24 protein-coding genes, 1 tRNA gene and 1 pseudogene are annotated in these 23,707 nt (G+C 57.9%); 19 read left to right on the top strand and 7 right to left on the bottom strand.

Annotation, left to right across the window (positions count from 1 at the left end; translation table 11 throughout):
- Positions 1-13 precede the first annotated feature (13 nt).
- From alsE to rbsK, 3 genes are read left to right on the top strand one after another with little or no spacing between them, the layout of a single operon-like run.
- Positions 14-685 (top strand): D-allulose 6-phosphate 3-epimerase, encoded by a 672-nt coding sequence (gene alsE, locus ACJ8J5_RS20735; protein WP_025304130.1) that lies wholly within the window; start codon positions 14-16, stop codon positions 683-685.
- A 10-nt stretch (positions 686-695) separates the two neighbouring features.
- Positions 696-1,604: an allose kinase gene (alsK, locus tag ACJ8J5_RS20730; protein ID WP_442520499.1), complete on the top strand. Its 909-nt coding sequence runs from the start codon at positions 696-698 to the stop codon at positions 1,602-1,604.
- Positions 1,601-2,527, top strand: a complete 927-nt coding sequence (gene rbsK / locus ACJ8J5_RS20725; RefSeq protein WP_025304128.1) for a ribokinase — start codon at positions 1,601-1,603, stop codon at positions 2,525-2,527. Before alsK ends, rbsK begins: the two co-directional genes overlap by 4 nt.
- A 39-nt stretch (positions 2,528-2,566) precedes the next feature.
- Here the strand turns inward: rbsK and ACJ8J5_RS20720 are convergent, their stop codons facing one another.
- Entirely contained in the window at positions 2,567-3,175 is a 609-nt protein-coding gene (locus ACJ8J5_RS20720) for an HD domain-containing protein (RefSeq protein WP_414104939.1), read from the bottom strand.
- Positions 3,176-3,358: 183 nt separating this feature from the next.
- Between ACJ8J5_RS20720 and trhA the strand changes: the two genes are divergently transcribed.
- Both trhA and ACJ8J5_RS20710 read left to right on the top strand, forming a co-directional pair.
- A complete protein-coding gene (gene trhA / locus ACJ8J5_RS20715) occupies positions 3,359-4,033 on the top strand; it encodes a PAQR family membrane homeostasis protein TrhA (RefSeq protein WP_033639467.1) in 675 nt (224 codons plus the stop codon).
- A gap of 150 nt (positions 4,034-4,183) precedes the next feature.
- Positions 4,184-4,681 (top strand): DUF2165 family protein, encoded by a 498-nt coding sequence (locus ACJ8J5_RS20710; RefSeq protein ID WP_025304125.1) that lies wholly within the window; start codon positions 4,184-4,186, stop codon positions 4,679-4,681.
- Between the two features lie 38 nt (positions 4,682-4,719).
- On the opposite strand, the gene ygfZ is transcribed toward ACJ8J5_RS20710, so the two are convergent.
- Complete coding sequence (gene ygfZ / locus ACJ8J5_RS20705) at positions 4,720-5,712, bottom strand: tRNA-modifying protein YgfZ (protein ID WP_049208207.1); 993 nt, start codon at positions 5,710-5,712, stop codon at positions 4,720-4,722.
- 320 nt (positions 5,713-6,032) lie between these two features.
- On the opposite strand from ygfZ, the gene sdhE reads away from it, so the two are divergent.
- From sdhE to creD, 5 genes are all read left to right on the top strand, one after another.
- Positions 6,033-6,299, top strand: coding sequence for an FAD assembly factor SdhE (gene sdhE / locus ACJ8J5_RS20700; RefSeq protein ID WP_004931679.1), 267 nt, complete (start codon positions 6,033-6,035; stop codon positions 6,297-6,299).
- On the top strand, positions 6,280-6,702 hold the full coding sequence (locus tag ACJ8J5_RS20695; protein WP_025304123.1) for a protein YgfX: 423 nt from the start codon (positions 6,280-6,282) through the stop codon (positions 6,700-6,702). The genes sdhE and ACJ8J5_RS20695 overlap by 20 nt, the downstream gene beginning before the upstream one ends.
- Positions 6,702-7,397, top strand: coding sequence for a two-component system response regulator CreB (gene creB, locus ACJ8J5_RS20690; RefSeq protein WP_025304122.1), 696 nt, complete (start codon positions 6,702-6,704; stop codon positions 7,395-7,397). Before ACJ8J5_RS20695 ends, creB begins: the two co-directional genes overlap by 1 nt.
- Positions 7,394-8,812: a two-component system sensor histidine kinase CreC gene (gene creC / locus ACJ8J5_RS20685; RefSeq protein WP_261426819.1), complete on the top strand. Its 1,419-nt coding sequence runs from the start codon at positions 7,394-7,396 to the stop codon at positions 8,810-8,812. Before creB ends, creC begins: the two co-directional genes overlap by 4 nt.
- A gap of 80 nt (positions 8,813-8,892) precedes the next feature.
- Positions 8,893-10,257: a cell envelope integrity protein CreD gene (creD, locus tag ACJ8J5_RS20680; protein ID WP_197769867.1), complete on the top strand. Its 1,365-nt coding sequence runs from the start codon at positions 8,893-8,895 to the stop codon at positions 10,255-10,257.
- Positions 10,258-10,294: 37 nt separating this feature from the next.
- Here creD and fldB read toward each other — a convergent pair whose 3' ends face one another.
- On the bottom strand, positions 10,295-10,813 hold the full coding sequence (gene fldB / locus ACJ8J5_RS20675; RefSeq protein ID WP_025304119.1) for a flavodoxin FldB: 519 nt from the start codon (positions 10,811-10,813) through the stop codon (positions 10,295-10,297).
- 85 nt (positions 10,814-10,898) lie between these two features.
- On the opposite strand from fldB, the gene xerD reads away from it, so the two are divergent.
- Genes xerD through recJ form a run of 3 tightly spaced genes read left to right on the top strand, consistent with a single transcriptional unit; the run spans position 10,899 to position 14,302 of the window.
- A complete protein-coding gene (gene xerD / locus ACJ8J5_RS20670) occupies positions 10,899-11,819 on the top strand; it encodes a site-specific tyrosine recombinase XerD (RefSeq protein WP_154747450.1) in 921 nt (306 codons plus the stop codon).
- Between the two features lie 26 nt (positions 11,820-11,845).
- Positions 11,846-12,562, top strand: coding sequence for a bifunctional protein-disulfide isomerase/oxidoreductase DsbC (dsbC, locus tag ACJ8J5_RS20665; protein ID WP_025304118.1), 717 nt, complete (start codon positions 11,846-11,848; stop codon positions 12,560-12,562).
- Between the two features lie 6 nt (positions 12,563-12,568).
- A complete protein-coding gene (recJ, locus tag ACJ8J5_RS20660) occupies positions 12,569-14,302 on the top strand; it encodes a single-stranded-DNA-specific exonuclease RecJ (RefSeq protein ID WP_016929971.1) in 1,734 nt (577 codons plus the stop codon).
- A gap of 50 nt (positions 14,303-14,352) precedes the next feature.
- Here recJ and ACJ8J5_RS20655 read toward each other — a convergent pair whose 3' ends face one another.
- Both ACJ8J5_RS20655 and ACJ8J5_RS20650 read right to left on the bottom strand, forming a co-directional pair.
- Entirely contained in the window at positions 14,353-14,697 is a 345-nt protein-coding gene (locus tag ACJ8J5_RS20655; protein ID WP_025304117.1) for a helix-turn-helix domain-containing protein, read from the bottom strand.
- Positions 14,690-15,076: pseudogene (locus ACJ8J5_RS20650) on the bottom strand (type II toxin-antitoxin system RelE/ParE family toxin). Before ACJ8J5_RS20650 ends, ACJ8J5_RS20655 begins: the two are co-directional and overlap by 8 nt.
- Before the next feature lie 261 nt (positions 15,077-15,337).
- Here ACJ8J5_RS20650 and prfB point away from each other — a divergent pair.
- The 4 genes from prfB to ACJ8J5_RS20630 all read left to right on the top strand — a co-directional run bounded on the left by prfB (position 15,338) and on the right by ACJ8J5_RS20630 (position 19,016).
- A protein-coding gene (gene prfB / locus ACJ8J5_RS20645; protein ID WP_096242572.1) for a peptide chain release factor 2 occupies positions 15,338-16,436 on the top strand; the annotation gives its coding sequence in 2 pieces (ribosomal slippage) (positions 15,338-15,412 and positions 15,414-16,436; 1,098 coding nt in all).
- 9 nt (positions 16,437-16,445) lie between these two features.
- Positions 16,446-17,963, top strand: a complete 1,518-nt coding sequence (lysS, locus tag ACJ8J5_RS20640) for a lysine--tRNA ligase (RefSeq protein ID WP_004931697.1) — start codon at positions 16,446-16,448, stop codon at positions 17,961-17,963.
- 147 nt (positions 17,964-18,110) lie between these two features.
- Positions 18,111-18,184: transfer RNA gene (locus ACJ8J5_RS20635), tRNA-Gly, on the top strand.
- A gap of 505 nt (positions 18,185-18,689) precedes the next feature.
- Positions 18,690-19,016 carry a hypothetical protein gene (locus tag ACJ8J5_RS20630; protein WP_284598064.1) on the top strand — a complete coding sequence of 109 codons (327 nt, stop codon included), beginning with the start codon at positions 18,690-18,692 and terminating at the stop codon, positions 19,014-19,016.
- A 317-nt stretch (positions 19,017-19,333) separates the two neighbouring features.
- Here ACJ8J5_RS20630 and ACJ8J5_RS20625 read toward each other — a convergent pair whose 3' ends face one another.
- Together ACJ8J5_RS20625 and ACJ8J5_RS20620 are read right to left on the bottom strand one after the other, a co-directional pair.
- On the bottom strand, positions 19,334-20,344 hold the full coding sequence (locus ACJ8J5_RS20625) for a major capsid protein (protein WP_442520498.1): 1,011 nt from the start codon (positions 20,342-20,344) through the stop codon (positions 19,334-19,336).
- 18 nt (positions 20,345-20,362) lie between these two features.
- Entirely contained in the window at positions 20,363-20,704 is a 342-nt protein-coding gene (locus ACJ8J5_RS20620; RefSeq protein WP_442520497.1) for a hypothetical protein, read from the bottom strand.
- A gap of 2,228 nt (positions 20,705-22,932) precedes the next feature.
- Here ACJ8J5_RS20620 and ACJ8J5_RS20615 point away from each other — a divergent pair.
- Positions 22,933-23,385: a hypothetical protein gene (locus tag ACJ8J5_RS20615; RefSeq protein ID WP_442520496.1), complete on the top strand. Its 453-nt coding sequence runs from the start codon at positions 22,933-22,935 to the stop codon at positions 23,383-23,385.
- Positions 23,386-23,442: 57 nt separating this feature from the next.
- Positions 23,443-23,706: a hypothetical protein gene (locus tag ACJ8J5_RS20610; RefSeq protein WP_442520495.1), complete on the top strand. Its 264-nt coding sequence runs from the start codon at positions 23,443-23,445 to the stop codon at positions 23,704-23,706.
- The last annotated feature ends 1 nt before the right edge of the window (position 23,707 follow it).

Here is a 23,707-nt window from a genome sequence, read left to right as displayed (position 1 = left end):
CAGGATAACGCTAATGAAATACCAGATTTCACCTTCACTGATGTGCATGAACCTGATGGATATCCGCCAGCAATTGGCGGTGCTGAATCGCCGCGCCGATATGCTGCATATCGACATCATGGACGGGCACTACGTTAAAAACATCACGCTGTCGCCGTTCTTTATCGAACAGATCCGCCCGCACACCCCGTTGTTGCTGGATGTGCATCTGATGGTGGAGAACCCGACCGATTTCATCGACCCGATCGCCCGCGCCGGCGCGGACTTTATCTGCCCGCACGCCGAAACCATCAACCGCGACGCGTTTCGGGTGATCAATCAAATCCGCGCGCTGGGCAAAAAAGTGGGGGTGGTGCTGAACCCGGCCACGCCGGTGGAGTTTATCCGCCACTACCTTCACCTGCTGGACAAGGTCACCGTGATGACCGTCGATCCGGGCTATGCCGGGCAGCCGTTCATTCCCGAAATGCTGGAAAAGATCCGTCAGTTGCGCGATCTGAAACGCCAGCAAAATCTGCGCTATCTGATCGAGATCGACGGATCCTGCAATCAGCGGACCTACCGCGATCTGATGGGCGCCGGCGCGGAGGTGTTGATCGTCGGCAGCTCCGGGTTGTTCAACCTCGATCCGGATCTGGAGACGGCATGGGAAAAAATGCTGGATCAAATGCGGCAGGCGGCCTGAGGCGGGGGACATGATGCGGCATTTTCTTGGCGTTGACGTCGGCGGCACCAATACCCGCCTGTTGTTGATGAATGATGACGGCGAGTTCAGCGGGTACCGCAAGATAGCGACCGCCGACTGGGCGCAGCAGGCCGATCCGCTGGCGGCGTTGGGCCGCCTGATCGCCGGGCATTGCGAGGATCGTCAGGTGGCGCAGGTGATGCTGGGGCTGCCGGGGATCCTCAGTCGCGATCGCTCGCGGGTGCTGTCGCTGCCGTTTATTCCGGCGCTGGACGCCCAGCCGGTGGCGGTGCTGTTGGCCGATTTGTTGGCGTTGCCGGTGCGAATGGACAAGGACGTCAACCATCTGCTGTTGTGGGATTTGCAGCAGCTGCCGGCGCTGCCGCAGGTGGCGGTGGGGCTGTATCTGGGCACCGGCATGGGCAACAGCCTGTGGCTGAACGGCGACTTTTATCACGGGGCGCACGGCGCCGCCGGCGAGCTGGGTCACATTCCCTGGCCCGGCCATCAGGGCGAGTGCCCGTGCGGTAAACGGGGCTGCGTCGAGAGCCTGACTTCCGGCCATTGGCTGACCGGCTGGGCGCGCGCCAACGCGGCACAAACGCCGTTCGACCGGCTGTTTGAGCGCCACGGCGATCATCCGGATCTGCGGCGCTTCGTCGAACGATTGGCGCAGACCATCGCCATCGAAATGAACGTGCTCGATCCCCAGCGGCTGATCCTGGGCGGCGGCGTGATCGCCATGAGCGGTTTCCCGTTGGCGCACCTTGAGCAAGAGATCCGCCGCCATTTACGCGGGCCGCAGCCGGCGCAGGGGCTGGCGATCTCCGTCAGCCGCCTGACCGATGAAACCGGCTGCAAAGGCGCCTGCCTGGCCGCCCGGCGCCACCTCCAATTGAGCAGGGAGTACCCGCAATGAAAGGCAAAGTCTGCGTGTTCGGTTCGTTCAACCTAGATATCGTCGCCGGCATGGCGCGCTTTCCGCAGCCCGGTGAATCGCTGATCGCCCGCAACAGCATGATGGGCGCGGGCGGTAAGGGCGCCAACCAGGCCACCGCCGCGCTGCGCGCCGGGGCGCGGGTGCATTATATCGGCAAGGTGGGGCGCGACGACTTCGGCACCTTCGCCCGGCGCCACCTCGCCGCCGCCGGTTTCGATGCGGTGACGCTGTTTTCGACCGGCGATTGCCCGACCGGCAATGCGCTTATCTATGTTGCCGGCGAGGAGGCGGAGAATATGATCGCCGTCGATCCCGGCGCCAACCTGACGGTCAGCGAAGACGAGGTGCGCCAGTGCCGCCCGGCGATCGCCGCGGCGGATATTCTGTTGACCCAGTTGGAGAACAACCTGCCGGCGATTGAGCAGGTGATCGCCATCGCCCGCGAAGCGCAAACGTTCATCATACTCAACCCGGCGCCGTTTCAGCCGGTGCCGGACAGCCTGTTGGCTCAGGTCGATCTGCTGACGCCCAACGCCACCGAGTGCACGTTGCTGACCGGCGTGCCGGTGCGCGATGTGGCTTCGGCGCGCCAGGCGGCGCAGGTGTTGCACGCTAAGGGCATTCGTTTGCTGATCGTGACGTTGGGCACGCAGGGGGCGTTGTTCTCGGACGGGGAAAACAGCGAGCTGATCCCGGCGTTTCCGGCGCAGCCGAAAGACACCACCGGCGCGGGCGATGCGTTTAACGGCGCCCTGGCGGCGCAGCTGGCAAATCAGGTGCCGTTAGCCGATGCGGTGCGCTTTGCCGCCGCCTACGCATCGGTCTGCGTGGAACGGGCCGGGGCGGCGGGATCGATGCCGAGCTATGAGGAGGCGTTGGAACGCCAGCAGGCGTTCGCTTGACGAAGACGGGCTGCGGCCAAGAAGCGGCAGCCCGGTCCCTTACTTCAACCAGCCTTTGCGCTGCGCATCCCGCAGGTGTTGCTCCATATGGCGCCACAGCTCGGGGTGTACGTCGGCGATCGATGCATTGCGCGCCAGCACCTGCTCCAGGCTGATGCCGTTTTCCACCCAGCTCTGGCCTTCATTGTGCAGGTTCATCAGCATCGGCATGGTGCGATCCAGCAGCAGAGCGAAGCGTGCATCGGCGCTTTCGCCATCTTCATACTCCTGCCATAAAGCGGTGAAATACTCGCGCTGAGCCTCCGGCAACATGCCGAATAGACGACGTGCCGCCGCCACTTCCTGATCGTGGATCGCTGCGCGGGCCGCCAGATCGTAGACCAGCACGTCGCCGGCGTCGATTTCTACGATGTCATGCAGCAGCGCCATCTGGATCACGCGCTGAATGTCTACGTCATCACCGGCGTAGGGCGCCAGGCTCATGGCGGCGATGGCGAAGTGCCAACTGTGTTCGGCGGAGTTTTCCTGGCGCTGGGTGCCCAGCACTTTGGTGCGGCGTTGAACACCTTTCAACTTATCGATTTCCATCAGGAATTGGATGACTTGGGTCATTGAGCCGAAATCTAACGCGGGTACAGCGGATGACATGGTGTAAACCTCAAGGTGGGTGGGTTGAAGCCTGACGATTGTAGACCACCGGGCGGGGGATTTCGATGGTTACACGCGTTCACATTTTTATTTTAGCGTACACGTGTACACTGGAATTATTCTCAGTTAAGCTGCTTTGCGTTAATTTCGAACAAAGCAGGGCATTTTGAGGGGTTGCGCGTTATGGGGAAAACGGACGTAGTGAAAGCCGGGAGCAATAAGATTGTCGCCGCGGCTTATCCGTGGGCGGAAGAGATCGCCAACAGCATCAGCCACGGCATCGGGCTGGTGTTCGGCATCGTCGGCCTGGTGTTGCTGTTGGTGCAGGCGGTGAATACCGGCGCCGATGCGACGGCCATCACCAGTTACAGCCTGTACGGCGGTAGCATGATCCTGCTGTTTCTCGCTTCCACGCTCTACCATGCGATCCCGCATCAGAAGGCCAAGCATTGGCTGAAAAAATTTGACCACTGCGCCATTTATCTCCTGATTGCCGGCACTTATACCCCGTTTTTACTCGTGGGGCTGGATTCGCCGCTGGCGAAGGGCCTGATGGCGGTAATCTGGGGGTTGGCGCTGCTCGGCGTGCTGTTCAAACTGGCCTTCGCCCACCGTTTTGAAGCCCTGTCGCTGGTGACCTACCTGACGATGGGCTGGCTGTCGCTGATCGTAATTTATCAGTTGGTTACGCGGCTGGAGGCCGGCGGCGTCACGCTGCTGGCGATCGGCGGGGTGGTCTATACCCTGGGCGTGATTTTCTACGCCTCCAAGCGCATTCGCTTTGGCCACGCCATCTGGCACGCCTTCGTGCTCGGCGGCAGCGCCTGCCATTTCATGGCGATCTACCTCTACGTCTAAGCGTTCCCGCTACGTCTGAATGCGTATTGAACTGGCGCCTCTTTTGTTTTAAAAAAGAGGCGCTTGCTTCTTTCGGGTATCCAGCAAGCCCGTTCCTTCATTTCTGAGCCCGCATACCGTTTCTTTAACCTCTGTTCAGGACTCACCAAGATGATCGTTCGCTTATCCAAAGCGCTGCTGGTCTGCGCTATCGCCTTGTTCGCTTCGCTGGTCGCCTTCGGCAACATCACCGACTACGGTTCCAACTTCGCCTTCGTGCGCCACGTCTTTATGATGGACACGATTTTCCCCGACGCCACCATCGGATACCGCTCGATACAGACGCCGTGGCTGCATCACGCCGGTTATATTTTCATCATCGCGCTGGAAAGCCTGACCGCACTGCTGTGCTGGATTGGCGGCCTGCGTTTGTTGGGCGGCCTGAAACTGCCTGCGCACGCCTTTAACGGTCGGAAAAAGCTGGCGGTAGTGGGGCTGACGCTGGGTTTTCTCACCTGGCAGGTCGGCTTTATGTCGATTGGGGGCGAGTGGTTTGGCATGTGGATGTCGAAGCAGTGGAACGGCGTGCCGGATGCGTTTCGCTTCTTCGTCACCATCATTCTGGTGCTGATTTATCTGGTGCAGCGCGACGGGGAATTGGACGAGTAATGAAGATGGCCGCAGGCAGGGCGCCTGCGGCCGACGGATTATTTCTCTTCGGCCAGCGAGTAGGGCAACGGTTTGATCGCCAGTTGGCTGGCGGCATCGTCGCGCACCCGCAGCTGGCTGTCGGCATCCAAATCGTTGTTCATCACCACCTGTACCCACAGCGTGCCGTCGGCCAGTTGGCTCGACGCCAATACGGTGCCGGTGCGGCGCCAGTTTTCACCCAGTTGGAGCTCCAGATCTTCCGCCGCCTGCGGGGCGCGGGCCGCTTTACCTTCCAGCCAGTAGAGCGCCCGCTTGTTGGCACCGCGGAATTTGGCGCGCGCCACCATCTCCTGACCGGTATAGCAGCCCTTGCTGAAGCTGATGCCTTCCAGCGCCTGCAGGTTGGTAGCCTGCGGGATCAGCTGTGCGCTGTTGGCAGCGTCGATAACCGGATAACCGGCTTCGATCTCCAGCGCCAGCCATTGGCTGCTGTCATTCAGCTCTGCCTGGTCATGCAGCTTGCCGATCAGCTGTTCGGCCACGGCGGGGCGGGTCACCAGCAGAAAACGTTCCGCCGGCGTAGCGAAGTGCAGAATCGTGGTCTCGCCGTCCTGCACCACCGGGTGCTCGGCGTCCGGCAACGTGGCGAACAGGCCCGTCAGCGCGGCGCGCGCCTGGAAACCGGCGACGCCCAGCAACACCGCGTCATTATCGGCGGCGATAGTGACTTTGGAGAACACCGCATATTTTTTGATTTCAGCCAGCTGGCTGTCCAGCACGCTGCGGCGTTCCAGATAGGCGAAGCCTTCGCCACGGTGGAACAGACGCAGGTTGCTCCACATTTTGCCCTTGGCGTCGCAGTGGGCGCACAGCACGTGCTGATCGGCCGCCAGCGCGTCGATGTCCGCCGTCACCTGGCCCTGAAGATATTTCACCGTGTCCGGCCCGTTCAACGTCACCAGCGCCCAATCTTCCAGCGAGATCAGCGTCAGGGGCAGATGGGTGGAAGCGGAGGGCTGACGGGGTGGGAATGGAATGTTATGCGCCATAGTAAGTTCCTGCTCAACGTTTAGCTTACCTGAAGGGTATTGAACCCATGGTAAAAGAGGCGGCGGGCTTTGCAAACTGTTATTCGCGCCGTGGGACCGGGGGGCGCTTTTTTTGGCATTTTGCGCTTTATTACGTTTTCCGCAGCAAAGCGCCTTCCCGGCGTGTATGTCAAATTGTTACTCTATAGGCTTGCGGCCTGGGCACCCTTGCAGACAGATCCCCGGCTGATGGAATTATATTGCGACGGCGTTGCCATACAGTGTGTCATTTGAACCCTGCGCTGGCGCTGCCGCGCTGAAAAGAGGTGAGTCATAACAACATGGATATTAACAACAAAGCACGTATTCACTGGGCTTGCCGTCGTGGCATGCGCGAGCTGGACATCTCCATCATGCCGTTCTTCGAATACGAATACGACAGCCTGAATGACGCGGACAAGGCGCTGTTCATCCGCCTGCTGGAGTGTGACGATCCCGATCTGTTCAACTGGCTGATGAATCATGGCGCGCCGCAGGACGGCGAGCTGCAAAGAATGGTGACCCTGATCCAAACGCGAAATAAAGACCGTGGCCCAGTGGCGATGTGATATCCGCATTTCCTGGCGCACCCAGCTTTTTTCCCTGTTGACCCATGGCGTTCTGATCCTGCTGATCCTGATTTCGCCCTGGCCGGAAGGTTATGGCCCGCTTTGGCTGGTGCTGCTGACGCTGGTGGTGTTTCAGTGCATTCGTAGCCAGAAGCGCATCGCCGCAGTGCAGGGCGAGCTGCGGCTGCTGGCGGACCGGCGTTTCAGCTGGCACGGCCGAGAATGGCGGCTGGCGAAAAAGCCCTGGATGCCGGGCTACGGCCTGCTGCTGACGCTGCAGCCGATGGAAGGCAAAAAGCGCCGCCGGCTGTGGCTGGCTTCCGACTGCATGAGCAAAGAGGAGTGGCGCCACCTGCGGCAGCTGTTGCTGTATCCGCCGGCGGGTAACGGCGAGGAACCCTGATGAAACCCGTGCTCTGGTTGGTGGAGGATGAACCCAGCATTGCCGATACGCTGGTTTACACGCTGGAGAGCGAAGGCTTCGAAGTACGCTGGTTCGAACGTGCGGAACCGGCGTTGCAGGCGCTGGCGCAAGGCGCGCCCGCGCTTGCTATCCTCGATGTCGGTTTGCCGGATATCAACGGTTTTGAATTGTGTCGCCGCCTGCTGGCTCAGGCGGCTGACCTGCCGATTCTGTTTCTTACCGCCCGCAGTGATGAAGTGGATCGCCTGATCGGGCTGGAGATCGGCGCCGACGACTATGTCGCCAAGCCGTTCTCCCCTCGCGAGGTCAGCGCCCGGGTGCGCACCATTTTGCGCCGCCTGCATAAGCAGCAGCGCCTGCAACAGAGCGCGCGCTACCATTTCGGCGCTTTCACGCTCGACGAAGACGCGGCCACCATCTCCTACCATCAGCGGCCGCTGCCGCTGACCCGTTACGAATACCTGCTGCTGAAGACGCTGTTGTTGGCGCCTGGACGGGTGTTCTCGCGGCAGCAACTGATGGAAAGCGTTTGGGCGCAAGCGGAAGAAAGCCTGGATCGCACCGTCGATACCCACATCAAAACGCTGCGCGCCAAGCTGCGTGCGGTTGAGCCCGGTGAGCCGCCCATCCACACCCACCGCGGATTGGGCTACAGCGTGAGCCGCCAGCCATGAAAATTGGCCTGCGCCTGCTGCTGGGATATTTTCTGATCGTGGCGGTGGCCGGGTACTTCGTGCTGAGCATTTTCGTCCAGGAAGTGAAGCCCGGCGTGCGGCGCGCTACCGAAGGCACGCTGGTGGACACCGCCAACCTGTTGGCGCAAATCGCCCGTCAGGACATGCAGCGCGGCGATGCGGCGCATGGCCAACTGGCGCAGGCGTTCACGCAGCTGAACCAGCGGCCGATCGGCGCCAATATCTCCGGCATCCGCAAGGATCGCAGTGAATACCACGTCTATCTGACCGATGCCCAGGGCCGGGTCATTTTCGATTCTGCCGGCCGCGCGCAGGGGCAAGACTACTCGCGCTGGAATGACGTTTATCGGACGCTGCGCGGCCAGTACGGCGCCCGCAGCACCCGTAGCGATCCAGAAGATGAAAACAGTTCGGTGATGTATGTGGCCGCACCGGTGATAGAGCAAGGGCGTATTATCGGCGTGCTCACCGTGGGCAAACCCAACAGCACCATGGCGCCGGTGATCAAACGCAGCGAACGGCGCATTCTGTGGGCCGGCGCATTGCTGCTGGGGATCGCGCTGCTGATCGGGGCGGTATTCGTCTGGTGGATCAACCGTTCGATAGGCCGGCTGGTGCGCTATGCCGACGGGGTGGCGCAAGGGGAAAGCGCGCCGCTGCCCAAAGTGGGTGGCCGGGAATTGACGCAGCTGGCGCAGGCATTGGAGAGTATGCGGCTGAAGCTGGAAGGCAAAGCTTATATCGAACAATATGCACATACCCTGACGCATGAGCTGAAAAGCCCGTTGGCGGCGATCAGGGGCGCGGCGGAGCTGTTGCAGGAGCTGCCGCCGCCGGAGACCGCCCGGCGTTTTCTCACCAATATCGAGCAGCAAAGCGCACGCATCCAACAGCTGGTGGACAAACTGCTGGTGCAGGCGCGGCTGGAGAGTCGGCCAGACATGGAAACCGCGCCGATTGCGATCGCGGCGCTGGTCAGCCAGACGATGGCGGGCAAAGAGGCGCAGGCGACGCAACGCGGCGTCAGATTGCAACTGGAGGCGTTGGCGGAGGTGACGCTGAACGGCGATGCGTTGCTGATCAGCCAGGCGTTGACCAACCTGCTGGACAACGCGATCGACTTTACCCCGTCGGGCGGGGGCGTCAGCGTGCGAGGCGAACGGCGGGAACAGTATTACTGCATCAGCGTCTGTGACGACGGCAGCGGCATTCCTGACTACGCCCTCGATAAAGTGTTCGAACGTTTTTATTCGCTGCCGCGCGCCGAACGGCCGAAAAGCAGCGGGCTGGGCCTGAACTTCGTGCAGGAAGTCGCCCGTCTGCATCATGGCGGCATTCACCTGCGCAACCGCCGGCCGCACGGGGTGGAAGCGACTTTCATGTTATCGCTGTGACTTCACCTTCCCTTCACATAACCACATTCTGATTTCACCTGCGGGTTTTATCGTGGCCTTATTACCTACGAGGAGCGAGCATGATGAAATCGGTACTTTTCTGGAAAATAACCACGCTGCTGGGATTGATGGTGGTGATGTTGATCCCCATCGCCCAGCTGATGAGCGTGATCGACGAACGCAGCGGCTATCGGCAAAGCGTGGTCGGGCAGGTGGGCGAAAGCACCAGCGGGGCGCAGCGCGTGCTCGGTCCGTTGATTGTCATTCCCTATGTCGAACGCGAAGAGAAGAAAGACGAGAAAGGACAAACGGTAGTGCAGCGGGTGCAGCATTACCGCTATTTGCTGCCGGAGTCGCTTCAGGTACAGGGCGCGCCGAATGTGGAGGTGCGCAAGTTGGGCATTTATCAGACGCAGGTTTACCAGGGGCCGCTGAACTTCAAGGTGCGTTTCGGCCAGCCGGAGCTGACGGATTTGCAACGCGCCAACGTGACCGTCGGCCAGCCGTTCCTGCTGGTGGCGCTGAGCGACTCTCGCGGCATCAAGCGCATTTCCCCGCTGGCAATGCCGCAGCCGGTGGCGTTTGAGCCGGGCACCGGCGTGGGCTCGTTGCGCCAGGGGATCCACGCACCGCTGACGTTGACGGCGCTGCAACAAAAAGAGGGGCTGAACGCTGACTTTACCCTGACGTTGGCGGGCACCAGTAGCCTGTCGCTGGTGCCGCTGGGGCGCAGCAGCGAGCTGCAGCTGCAAAGCAACTGGCCGCACCCGAATTTCCTCGGCAACTTCCTGCCGGACGAACGCAAGGTGACGGAGCAAGGGTTTAGCGCTCGCTGGCGCAGCACCTGGTTTGCCAACAACATCAACAGTGCGTTCTATTACGACGATGCCATTATCGACGAGGACAAGCTGCCGGCCTTCAGCGCCAGCTTGGTCGAACCGGTCGATCACTACCAGCTGACCGAGCGCGCGGTCAAATATGCGCTGCTATTTATCGGGCTGACGTTTATGGCGTTTTTCCTGTTCGAAACCCTGACCGGGCTGCGGGTGCACCCGATTCAGTACCTGCTGGTCGGTGCGGCGCTGGTGTTGTTCTACCTGATTCTGCTGGCCTTCTCCGAACACCTGGGATTCGCTCCCGCTTACCTGGCGGCCAGCATCGCCTGCAGCGGACTGATCGGCTTCTATCTGAGCGCCGTACTGCGCGGCAAGCTGCGCGGTGCGCTGTTCGCCGCGAGCCTATTGTTGTTGTACGGCGTGCTCTATTTGCTGTTGCAGTCGGAGGATAATGCGTTGGTGCTGGGGGCCGGGCTGCTGTTCGCCATTCTGGCGGGCATTATGCTGTTGACGCGCAAACTGGACTGGTATCAGGTGGCCGATCCGGCGCGTTTGACCAAGGAAACGCCGGCCGGGGAAGACGAACCACGCTTCCGGCTGTGGAAATAAGCGAGGGGAATCGGGCGCGTTCAGCGCCCGATAGCGGCTACAGCAGCGGCTCCATCTCCAGCAGGATCTGTTCGCACCATTGCTGCAGGCGCTCTTCGCTCAGATCGTATTGGTTGACCTCATCGAGCGCCAGGCCGACGAAGTGTTTGCCGTCGGCGCTCAGCGGTTTGGGGCTGGTGAACTCGAAGCCCTCCGTTGGCCAGAAGCCGATGAACTGCACGCCCAGCGGCGCGATGTGATCGTGCAACATGCCCAGCGCGTCAAGGAACCACTCACCGTAACCGAGCTGATCGCCCATGCCGTACATGGCGACGATCTTGCCTTTCAGATCCAGCTCTGGCAACTGCGGCCAGATCGCTTCCCAGTCTTCCTGCAGTTCGCCGAAATCCCAGGTCGGGATGCCGAGGATCAGAATGGAATAGTCCTCCATCAGCTTGGGCGAGACGTCTTTCAGGTTGTGCAGGTCGACCAGGTCTTCACCCAGAATCTCACGGATTTTTTCTGCCGCCATCTCGGTGTAGCAGGTGCTGGAGCCGTAAAACAGACCAATCTTCATGTGTAAACCGTTACGTTGCTGTTTAGAGAATTGCAGCGAGTATACCTGATTTGCGTCGGCTTAAGGCATAATGGCGCGGGTGGAAATGCAACAAAGAGAGGACCGCGTGCAACAGCAAGACAATGCGCTGATTGAACAATTCCTGGATGCGCTGTGGCTTGAGCGCAATCTGGCGGAAAATACGCTGGCCTCCTACCGGCTGGATTTGCAGGCCCTGGGCGCCTGGCTTGGCCAGCAAAATACCACCTTGCTGCAGGCGCAGGCGTTGGATTTGCAGGCGTTTCTCGCCGAGCGGGTGGACGGCGGCTACAAGGCCACCAGCTCCGCGCGTTTGTTGAGCGCCATGAGGCGCCTGTTTCAATATCTGTACCGCGAGAAGCTGCGCGCCGACGATCCCACCGCGCAACTGGCGTCTCCCAAGTTGCCGCAGCGTTTGCCGAAGGATCTGAGCGAGGCGCAGGTCGATGCGCTGTTGCAGGCGCCCTGCGTCGATCAACCGCTGGAGCTGCGCGACAAGGCGATGCTCGAAGTGTTGTACGCCACCGGGCTGCGGGTTTCCGAGCTGGTGGGGTTGAGCATCAGCGACGTCAGCCTGCGCCAGGGCGTGGTGCGGGTGATCGGCAAGGGCAACAAGGAGCGGCTGGTGCCGCTGGGCGAAGAGGCGGTCTACTGGATCGAAAATTACCTGGAGCACGGCCGCCCATGGCTGGTCAACGGCCAGACGCTGGATGTGCTGTTCCCCAGCACCCGCTGCCAGCAAATGACCCGACAGACGTTCTGGCATCGCATCAAACACTATGCCATCCTTGCGGGCATCGACAGCGAGCGTCTGTCGCCGCACGTGTTGCGGCACGCGTTCGCCACCCATTTGCTGAACCATGGGGCCGATCTCCGTGTCGTACAGATGTTGTTAGGGCACAGCGATCTCTCGACCACGCAAATTTATACACATGTAGCGACCGAACGACTGAAACAGCTACATCAACAGCATCACCCGCGCGCCTGAGCGGCGGGTTCGAAAGGATTGGAACAATGAAAAAAGGTTTAATGCTGCTCTCTCTGCTGGTGGCTTCGGTGGCCGGCGCCGCCCATGCCGATGACGCGGCGATCAAAAAAGCGCTCGCCAGCCTGGGTATCCAGCAGGCGGACGTGCAGCCTTCGCCGGTCAACGGCCTGAAAACCGTGCTGACCGACAGCGGCGTGCTGTACGCCTCCGAAGACGGCAAGCACATCCTGCAGGGCCCGCTGTTTGACGTCAGCGGCAAAGAGCCGGTCAACGTGACCAACCAACTGCTGGGCACCAAGATGGACGCGCTGAAAGATCAGATGATCGTTTACAAAGCGCCGAAAGAGAAACACGTGATCACCGTGTTCACCGACATCACCTGCGGTTACTGTCACAAACTGCATCAGCAGATGAAAGAGTACAACGATCTGGGCATTACCGTGCGTTACCTGGCATTCCCGCGCCAGGGGCTGGCTTCCCAGGCTGAAAAAGACATGCAGTCGATCTGGTGCACCGCCGACAAGGCCAAGGCGTTCGACGCCGCCATGAAGGGCGATGCCGTTTCTCCGGCGACCTGCAAAACCGACATCAGCAAGCATTACGAGCTGGGCGTGCAGTTCGGCATTCAGGGCACGCCGGCCATCATCCTGGAAAACGGCATGATGATCCCGGGCTATCAGGGGCCGAAAGAGATGGCCGCCATGCTGGATGCGCACCAGGCCGCCACCAAAGCCGGTGGTTAATCGCCGGTGAGTATTAAAACGCAACTACGCCGCCGCCCGGCGGCGGACGACACGCATCTGCCCGCCAGTTTGCCGCCGCTGCTGCGTCGGCTTTACGCCCTGCGCGGCGTGCAGGCTGAGCAAGAGCTGGAACGCGGCGTCAAGGGCATGCTGCCCTGGCAACAGCTGGACGGCATCGACGACGCCGTCGGCCTGCTGCAACAGGCGCTGGCCGACGGTCGCCGTATCATGGTGGTGGGCGATTTCGACGCCGACGGCGCCACCAGCACCGCGCTGACGGTGCTGGCGCTGCGCAGCATGGGCGGCGCAGCCGTCGATTATCTGGTGCCTAACCGTTTCGAAGACGGTTATGGCCTGAGCCCCGAAGTGGTGGAGCAGGCGGCGGCACGCGGCGCAGAACTCATTGTCACCGTCGATAACGGCATCTCCTCCCACGCCGGCGTCGACGTGGCGCACGCCAAGGGCATGCAGGTGCTGGTGACCGATCATCACCTGCCGGGCGAGACCCTGCCGGCGGCCGAAGCGATCGTTAACCCCAACCTGCGCGGCTGCGCCTTCCCGTCCAAATCGCTGGCGGGGGTTGGTGTCGCGTTCTACCTGATGCTGGCGCTGCGCGCCCGCCTGCGGGACAGCGGCTGGTTCGAGCAGCGCGCGCTGGCGATGCCCAATCTGGCGGAGCTGCTGGACCTGGTGGCGCTCGGCACCGTGGCCGACGTGGTGCCGCTGGATGCCAACAACCGTATTCTGGTGTATCAGGGGTTAAACCGCATCCGCGCCGGCAAATGCCGACCGGGCATCCGCGCGCTGCTTGAAGTGGCTAATCGCGATGCCCGCCAACTGGCGGCCAACGATCTCGGTTTCGCTCTCGGTCCGCGCCTCAATGCCGCCGGCCGGCTGGACGACATGTCTATCGGCGTGGCGCTGCTGCTGAGCGACGACATTGCGCAGGCGCGTATGCTGGCCAACGATCTCGATGCGCTGAACCAGACGCGACGCGAGATAGAGCAAGGCATGCAGGTGGAAGCCCTGCAGCTGTGCGATCAGCTGGAGCGCACCAGCACCGAGCTGCCTTACGGGCTGGCGATGTATCACCCGGAATGGCACCAGGGCGTGGTGGGCATCCTAGCTTCGCGCATCAAAGAGCGTTTCCACCGCCCGGTGATCGCGTTCGCACCGGCGGGCGACGGCATACTGAAAGGCTCCGGCCGTTCGGTGCCCGGCCTGCACATGCGCGATGCGCTGGAGCGGCTGGATATGCTGAACCCCGGGCTGATGATGAAGTTCGGCGGCCACGCGATGGCGGCCGGATTGTCGCTGGAAGAGGCCAAATTCGACGAGTTCCGCCAGCGTTTCGGCGAGTTGGTGGGTGAATGGCTCGATCCGGCGATGCTGGAAGGGGTGATCTGGTCCGACGGCGAACTGGCGATGCAGGAGCTGTCGCTGACAACGGCGGAGCTGCTGCGCGAGGGCGGCCCGTGGGGCCAGGCGTTCCCGGAACCGACCTTCGACGGCAAGTTCCGCATCCTGCAGCAGCGGCTGGTGGGCGAGAAACACCTGAAGCTGATGGTGGAGCCGCTCGGCGGCGGCCCGTTGCTCGACGGCATCGCGTTCAACGTGGACACCACGCTGTGGCCTGACAGCAGCGTGCGCGAGGTGGAACTGGCCTACAAGCTCGACGTCAACGAGTTTCGCGGCAACCGCAACGTGCAACTGCTGATCCAGCATCTTTGGCCGCGCTGAGGCGAAATTGACGTTCGTGCATCGGTAAGTGACTGGTGCACGAACGCTCATCAGTTTCGTGGTGAGATGATCAGGCTGGCGACCCCTTTCTGTTCGATAATTTCCAGCATTCTGAGCGCGGCTCCCTGGGGTTTTACCGCGTTACGTTCCCATTTTTGTACGCTGGTGGTCGACATGTTGACCACGGCCGCTAAATCGGCCTGGCTCAAGCCGAGCCGTCTGCGCAGCATTTTGATGCGTGCGCCGTCCATTTGATCATGCTGCTCACGCTGGGCATGTTGTTCCTGCGCCTGTACTCGTGTGGCGATGTTGCGTACGGTATCGTCTGACACCGCACCGATCTCATTAAAACGCTGTGCCATTTTTTGCAGTCTGAGCAGGCGATTATCAGTCATCGCATTTCACCTCTCGCAAGTAGCCGCTATCGATGGCTCGTTTGATAATTTCCGGCGGCATGACAAGAAAATCTCTGGCGAGCTCGCGCTAGGTTGCCAATTCATCATCGTTGATTTCTTTTGCACCGTTCTGTTTTACGGTGTTTTTCAGCCATCCATCAATAAAATACTGATGACGACCGCGTTTAAACGCCACGATGGATCGAGCGCCACCCCGTTTACCCCGATTGAGCGAAATACGTTTCTTGTAGACGCCGCCGCCCAGATCGCCGTCATGGTTACCGTGTGCGAGTTCGTGAGCCGCGGTGCAAATCTTTTGATCGACGATGCGATTTTTCTTCATAAATTTGTCGAAATCATCCGTGACGAAAATGTCCATTTTGGCACCGCCTGTCCCTGTGAGTCATCATAGCGACTATAGTCTCAATGACCACATTGCTCAATACTTGAACAGCTTGGCGGCGTGAGGGGCACCGGTAATAAAACGCTGGTGAAATTCCTGCTCTTCCTGCCACCCGCTTTGTCGCCCGATCGCCACAAAAACTGACCAACTCGCTATAAACTGCCGCCCGGATCCGTTAGAATTAGCGGTTCCAATGGCATTCCGCCATCGACGACATCAACGTAAAAGAACGAAACCATGTTTGAAATTAACCCGGTAAAAAACCGAATTCAGGACCTGTCCGAGCGGACTGCGGTTCTTAGGGGGTATCTTTGACTATGATGCCAAGAAGGAACGCCTAGAAGAAGTCAACGCCGAGCTGGAGCAGCCGGACGTTTGGAACGAGCCGGAACGCGCACAGGCGCTCGGCAAAGAGCGCGCCGCGCTGGAAGCCATCGTTGAAACCATCGATCAGCTGGAGCAGGGCGGCGAAGACGTCGGCGGGCTGCTGGAACTGGCGGTGGAAGCCGACGATGAAGAGACCTTCAACGAAGCGGTCGCCGAGCTGGATCAACTGATGAGCAAGCTGGATCAGTTGGAATTCCGCCGCATGTTCTCCGGCGAATACGACAGCGCCGACTGCTACCTGGATATCCAGGCCGGCTCCGGCGGCACCGAAGCGCAAGACTGGGCCAGCATGCTGCTGCGCATGTACCTGCGCTGGGCCGAAGCCAAGGGCTTCAAGACCGAAGTGATCGAAGAATCCGACGGCGACGTCGCGGGCCTGAAATCGGCCACCATCAAGATCATCGGCGACTACGCGTTCGGCTGGTTGCGCACTGAAACCGGCGTGCATCGCCTGGTGCGCAAGAGCCCGTTCGATTCCGGCGGCCGTCGCCACACCTCGTTCAGCTCGGTGTTCATCTACCCGGAAGTGGACGACGATATCGATATCGAAATCAACCCGGCGGATCTGCGTATCGACGTGTACCGCGCCTCCGGTGCGGGCGGTCAGCACGTCAACAAGACCGAATCCGCCGTACGTATTACTCACCTGCCAACCAACATCGTGGTGCAGTGCCAGAACGATCGTTCTCAGCATAAGAACAAGGATCAAGCGTTTAAACAGCTGCGAGCCAAGCTGTACGAGTTTGAGATGCAAAAGAAAAATGCTGATAAGCAGACGATGGAAGACAACAAGTCCGACATCGGCTGGGGCAGCCAAATCCGTTCTTACGTGCTGGATGACTCCCGCATCAAGGATTTGCGCACCAACGTCGAAACGCGTAACACGCAGGCCGTACTGGATGGCGACCTGGATAAATTCATTGAGGCAAGTTTGAAAGCCGGGTTATGAGGAATAGAAATGTCTGAACAACAAGTACAGGGCGCCGATCAGGCGCTGGATCTCAATAACGAACTGCAGTCCCGCCGCGAGAAACTGGCCGGCCTGCGTGAGAACGGCATTGCGTTCCCGAATGACTTCCGTCGCGATTCCACCTCCGACAAACTGCACGCCGCGTACGGTGATAAAGACAACGAAGAGCTGGAAGCGCTGGGCGTAGAAGTGACCGTCGCCGGCCGTATGATGACCCGCCGCATTATGGGCAAGGCATCCTTCGTTACGCTGCAGGACGTGGGCGGCCGCATTCAGCTGTACGTCGCGCGCGACGATCTGGCTGAAGGCGTGTACAACGAGCAGTTCAAGAAGTGGGACCTGGGCGATATCCTCGGCGCGCGCGGCAAGCTGTTCAAAACCAAGACCGGCGAACTGTCGATCCACTGCACCGAGCTGCGTCTGCTGACCAAAGCGCTGCGCCCGCTGCCGGACAAATTCCACGGCCTGGCAGATCAGGAAACCCGTTACCGCCAGCGTTACCTGGATCTGATCGCCAACGAAGAGTCGCGCAACACCTTCAAAGTGCGTTCGCAGGTGATGTCGGCTATCCGTAACTTCATGGTGGAACGCGGCTTCATGGAAGTCGAAACCCCGATGATGCAGGTGATCCCGGGCGGCGCATCCGCGCGTCCGTTCATCACGCACCACAATGCGCTGGATATCGATATGTACCTGCGCATCGCGCCGGAACTGTATCTGAAGCGCCTGGTGGTCGGTGGCTTCGAACGCGTGTTCGAAATCAACCGCAACTTCCGCAACGAAGGCGTTTCTCCGCGTCACAACCCAGAGTTCACCATGATGGAACTCTACATGGCTTACGCGGATTACAAAGACCTGATCGAGCTGACCGAGACCCTGTTCCGCACCCTGACCGAGAAAGTGCTGGGCACCTCTCAGGTGCAGTACGGCGACGAAGTGTTCGACTTCGGCAAGCCGTTCGAGAAGCTGACCATGACCGAGGCGATCAAGAAATACCGTCCGGAAACCGATCTGGCTGACCTGGCCGACATGGGTAAAGCGGTGGCCATCGCCGAATCCATCGGCATCAAGGTTGAGAAGAGCTGGGGTCTGGGCCGCGTCGTGACCGAGATCTTCGAAGAAGTGGCGGAAAGCCATCTGATTCAGCCGACCTTCATCACCGAGTACCCGGCTGAAGTGTCGCCGCTGGCGCGCCGCAACGACGTGAACCCGGAAATCACCGACCGCTTCGAGTTCTTCATCGGCGGCCGTGAAATCGGCAACGGTTTCTCCGAGCTGAACGACGCCGAAGACCAGGCGCAGCGCTTCGCCGATCAGGTGAACGCCAAAGACGCCGGCGACGACGAAGCGATGTTCTACGACGAAGACTACGTCACCGCGCTGGAGCACGGCCTGCCGCCGACCGCCGGTCTGGGCATCGGTATCGACCGTATGGTCATGCTGTTCACCAACAGCCACACCATCCGCGACGTGATTCTGTTCCCGGCGATGCGCCCACAGAAATAATCGCGTTTAGCGTGAAACAACCGGTGCGGGCAACTGCGCCGGTTTTTTTTCGTCTACGGGACTTAACCGCTTAAAACATCGACAGTTACGCGCCATCTCCGCTTGCCCGCCGCCGATAACCGGTTATAATGCCTGTCGCACACCGATGCGGGTGTAGTTCAATGGTAGAACGGCAGCTTCCCAAGCTGCATACGAGGGTTCGATTCCCTTCACCCGCTCCAAAATCTCCTTATAAATCAACTAATTGATTTATAAGCGCTTCCAGCATAGGTGATTTCTCACCTACAATGCTTTCAGCCCCATTGAACTACACCCGTAACTGTCACTGTTTGGTGTGTGGTTGATCTGTGAGCATATCAAACCGTTGGCGGTCGTTCCAGCGTCTTACCGCGATAGCAAAACAAGAAAACTTAGCCCCACTGTAGGCTTTAAATACTCACAGAAAGCTCATAGCAAGGCGCATTTAAGCCCGATGTCTCTAAACAGGTTCATGGTGGTTTTCGTCCCTGCACACGATATGCAGGCTCTGCCAGCGTTTCGGCCACGCTTCCCTAATGGGATACACGGTTATCCTGATAAGTCTTTGCTATGAGTAGATCACGGATGCTGTCACTGTCGCTCCGCTTTGTGTGTTACCACCAACGGGGCTTTATGGCTTCTATTGCTTTTTGAAAGGTTTAGGCTAAGGTTATCCCTTACCCATTCAAATAGTAAGGAGTAAATAAAATGGAAAAAGAACGCTTTAAAGCTTCAGCACAGTATGACGATTGGAAAGGTAGCGCCGCAGCAGATGATGCAGATCAGGAGGATTTTAGCGACCTTCTGAGAGCTAAAGGTATTCTCAAAGAAGGGGAGGTTGTTAAGGGCATTTCCTTCTACTCAGGGGTACATTTCCTGAGTGTTTCAGCATTTATTACTGACGAGGAATATGGTTTGCGTAGGGAGCGTATTGAGATAACGCTCGAAGAGTTTTTCAAAACATTCAAGCGTTTTTCAATCTATATTTCCCGTGATGGGGAGTTTGACGATCAGGAAATTGAGTTCAAAGAATAAGGAGGCAAGGCTAATCCAAATACCATTGGGTATTGCTCCAAAGGTGATTTGGTTAGCCCTTATTCTTCTCGGAGAAGTGGCGAATAGCTTCTACCAAACCTTGGCGCTCTACGTAGCTATGCAAAGTTGGGCGGGGCACGTTCAGCTTGCGGGCTAGTGCCGACAGTTTCAGGTCCTCGATCCCAAGGTGCATAACCGGGCGGCCTACTGCGTCTAGCATTACAATCTTCATGGTGTTTTCCTTTTGTTTAAACAACAAAGGCGGGGGCTAGTGCCTCCCGCCATTGCTTAGGCTGAACTCTGTATTAACCCAGATATTAACCCAGTGTGATTTTGCTCACGAAGTCCGGGCGGTATACCACGGGAAGGGAAGACCACTCAGAGTAAACCTCAGGATTATTCAGCTTATCTTCCAGCACATAGGCATAGAAATCGCGGACTTGACCAGATGCCGCTTGATCAAAGTTACGAGATGCAGGGCCTACAATATTGCGGGCATAGCTACCAACGCTGCGATGAGTCATTGGGAACAAGAAGCCTTCACCCTCGCCGATCGCGTAGTCGCTGTTAGGATTTTGTACCACAGTCAAGCCATTAACTGTAAACCATTCAAAACCCGGTGTTTTCTCTTTGTTGTTGAACAACATATTAGGAGAAACCAAGCCGTCTTTCAGCAGGGACAAAGTTGCGGAGTCCCATTTGATAGCGCTGTAAAGATCGTCATCTGCCACAAGGATGAAGCCCGGCATGTTGCGGGTTGATGCACCCATCAGACGGCGGATGCGGCGCTTAAAGGCGTCCAACTGCTCAAGAGCGATTTCACCCTGTGCAGTCTTCAGGGTTTCATTGCCCTGACGCTTGTCGAACACGTCCGCATAGTCGATCACGCCGTCATTGGTATGCGGGTCGATCACTTTGTGTTCAAACAGAGCCTGAGCGAACATCTTTTCGCGGCTTCGGGCGAAACTTCCGAATTGACGGTCGCCTTCAGCTGCGATCAGTTCCAATGCGGTTGTTTCGCGGTCTGTACCAAAGGCGCGATGGCCTTGGAAATCGGAACTCGAGATTTTACCGCTGGTGGCTACGTGTGGGATTTCCACAGTGAAGTTTTTGGCACGGTCACGGGAAACATCGTTGACCTCAGAGCCATAGCGTTCCACAGTGTTCAGCAACTTGGACTGTTCACCCAACAGGTAATCAACCTCAACCTTTGCAGTCTGCGAGGTTTCACGGTCGAACAGGCCCAGATCGGTCAACAGGTTACCGTCTACTTTCTTATCCGCATATGGGGTTACCATATCCAGCTTTTCAAATGCTTGCTTAGCCATTGTTTTTATTATCCTTTATTAGTTAATGGTCAGACGGTTGATGCCGGATGCTTCGATAGCGGCAATGGCTTTAGCGGTGCCTGCTGCGTCTGCGCCATTCAGGGCGTCGCGTTTCAGGACCACACCACGATCAGCGATGATCACGTGAACCTTAGCGCCAGCTTTTGCAGGGTGGATAACCACCAACGGGGATTCGGCATCGCCTGCGCCAAATTTGGTGCCGTCGGCTTTGATAACGTCGCCGGGAACCAGATCGGCGGCCAGTGTTTCGATCACGATTTCGCGCTTGTCAAAAACTGGGTCAACGCTGTATGCGACAACATCGGTAAAGCTCTTGGCTTGAGTGCCTTCAAGTTTCATCTTATTGATATCCTTATGAATGGTTGGATTTTTGGGAGGGGTGCGGCGTTGCACCTCTGGGGTGTGTTTGAGGCAAGCCACAGGAACGCCTGAGAGGCTCTCTGATAGTGGCTAGACTCGGCTAACCTGATTGCTCAGGCTGCACAGCAGCGCGTCACCACGGGCCGGGGAGGCCGTAGAAACACGTGTTCAATTGGGGGTTGATCTGTTTGTTGATCAGTTGGTTGGTCAGGTGGTCTGTTAGTCAGGTTACGAGGTGGGGATATGGAAAAGAATGGAGACCCACAGGCAGGAATGAAGGGCTTAGGTCCATAAACTTGCCTGCGGGGTCCAAACTCACACGCACCAACATGCTCTCCGTTTACCAATAGATCCAACCATTGGTGAGGGCGGCTCATCGATTCGTTAATCGGGTAAGAGCCTTTCTCCAACCCCATCAAACAAAATGAGATTCGAGAAAGGCCCGGCCAGATGAAGGGCCGGGGACCTTGTCAACGAGTGAGAAGGAATATGAGCAGGTAACGCAATCACATTCCTCATGCTCTCTGTTGAGTACCGGAAACAGATAATGACTCACGGGGCGAAATCATTACGGGCAACCGGACAAAGAGCATGAGGAATGCAGCGGAGGCCGGTCCGCTTTATTCCCGCACGTCAACAGGATAACTGTGACGCGCTGTGTGTGAGAGGAGACTCACGGGAGATACACTTGATCAGCTAGATTGTTCAGCTAAATGTTCTGAAAAGAGATTGAAGCGCCCGCCGGTCTGAAACCTGTGAGAAACATCGCGGCGGGGTGCGCTTGGTGCCGGGTGATAAGTCCGGTCTTTTTGTCGAAATGGCTATCGACTGCCGGGACAGGAGGCCCGGGCTTGTGTAGTTGCTATCGAAGGGTAAATGCGAGTAAACCCCTTAACGCTTCACTACAAGATATATTTTAACACGAATGAGAATCATTATCAATAAAAAGTTTCAGTTTTTCTCTGAAAAGTTGCCTAGGTGGGGTATGCGTTGTGATTGGTGTGTGGTAAATTTTGGCGAGAGGGAATTATACCATTCCGTAAAGCGCTCTGTAATCGATTCTAAGCGGTTCTATGGCCTTGTGGCTATGGTTGGGTGGGTTGACCCGAGAAAACGTCACAGGGAGGCGTACAGGCGATTCTAGCGGGGGTCTGGGTGGGGTTGTTATCTGTATTCAATTCTGGGGCTGCCCCCCTAGACTCTCGGCTGTCGGCCTCGTGACAATATCCAAAATGTCTTGCTCAACTGTTCGTTGAGCGCTGCCAAAATAGGGCGTCTGTTGACGTGCCTGTTAACGTACATGGAGCACAGCTCCAGATCCCACACTGTGTAAACAGGCTGGCTAGCCTGTCTACGAAACCAGAGAACACACAACCAACTCCACAGCTAACGCTGATCACCACTTACTTACTCAATTTAACTCCGATCAATCTCCGATCAATCCCTTACCTGTGGAATGGTTTACCCCTGTGGAATGCGACGCCGTCGCCATGTTTTTATGAGGACGCTCTCCGAGCGGGGAGCGAGGAGAGCGGACGCGATAAAAACATAAAGACAGTGTTTTAAAGATCTTATGAATGAAATGAATAAGATCTTATGCGAACAGGGTGAGCAAGTAATCTATAGTTAATACTCGCGCTCCTCCAGAGGAGCACGCCAAACGCGAAGCAGGTTAGCGGAGCGCCGGGAGCCGCAGGCGACCCTACGAGCGAAGCGAGTAGGGTGATTTAGTGTTTGATGTAGTGGATTGATATAGTAGCGTCCGGATTCCGTACTACCCCCCGTCCGGATTCCGTACTACCCCCCGTCCGGATTCCGTACTACCCCCCGTCCGGGGTCAGATAGAGCCTCCCCTGTAGGGGAGGGGTATCCCAGAAGATAGGGGGTGCACTCTACTGCAAGGGTCACACTGGCCCGCCTCACCTGTGGCAACTCTCCAACAATTCAAAACTGGCCTACCTGTGGAGTAGCTTACCTGTTGGCCCTTCAACTTGTGGGCAGTCAGTCAATCGGTGGCTAGCACACTACAAAACACCCGTCAACAAAAAGATTGAGGAAAAGCTTGTACTTTTCTGTAGGTCGTGGTAAAATATATACATGCCATGTTAAATGCGTAGAGAATTCCCGGAAGGTGATTACAAAATATGTAATAACCCCGGTGGGATTTGAATGATGATAATACACAATCAACGAGAGGAAGTCAAGCCATGAATCACGAAACAAACTGCACCACCAACTACAACAGCAGCACCGCCGCCGCCTACTACTCTTCAGGCCTCGACTTGCTGCGTTTCGGCACTGAAGACGAAATCATTGATGCGTTGGTGTCTGGCGAGATCAATAAGGATCGCGTCTACCGGTTCCGTTGCGATGAGGCAACACAGGATCGCATTGAAGTAACTGGCCGAGCGCTGAAAGCTGCAAACCGTTTGGCCCGCCAACTGAAGAAAGCACGCGAAGCCCAAAACAACGATCTGGCTGCGGTACTGGCAACCATTCACCCGGGCGATCCTAACGACTTGTCGGATTACGTGTTAGATGAGCTGCACAACCAGATCACTTTTGCGTCAATCGCGTATGGCGTGGATATGACGATGCAACAGGCAATTAGCCTTGCCGTCTTCCACATGGCGCAGAGCCAGCAAGCAGCCAGCGTTTAAGGCAGCACAGACAGAATGACGGGCCGCAAGGCCCATTAACGAGGAGACAACGAAATAATGAGCAATCCAAACCCAAATAAAGAAAACCGGTTCGCCCCTAAAGATTGGGCAGCAGTCCCAACAAAAGAAATTATCTCGCTGTTGGGAATCGGAAATATTACCGTTAACGGTCTTATCAACTGGCAACACAGAAACGGAAAATCTTCCAATATTGAGGCAGCAATTAAGACTCATCGAATTGTGGAGAAGATTAAGAAGCACAACGCCGAGATTGAAGAGTTGGGCATAGTCAGGCTGACTATGTACCCGGTCTTTTCTTAAC

It is taken from the genome of Serratia sp. CY43202 (assembly GCF_052168755.1).
GTDB lineage: Bacteria > Pseudomonadota > Gammaproteobacteria > Enterobacterales > Enterobacteriaceae > Serratia > Serratia bockelmannii.
Note: the sequence above shows the minus strand (reverse complement) of the source record. Positions and strands in the feature narration are given on the sequence as shown.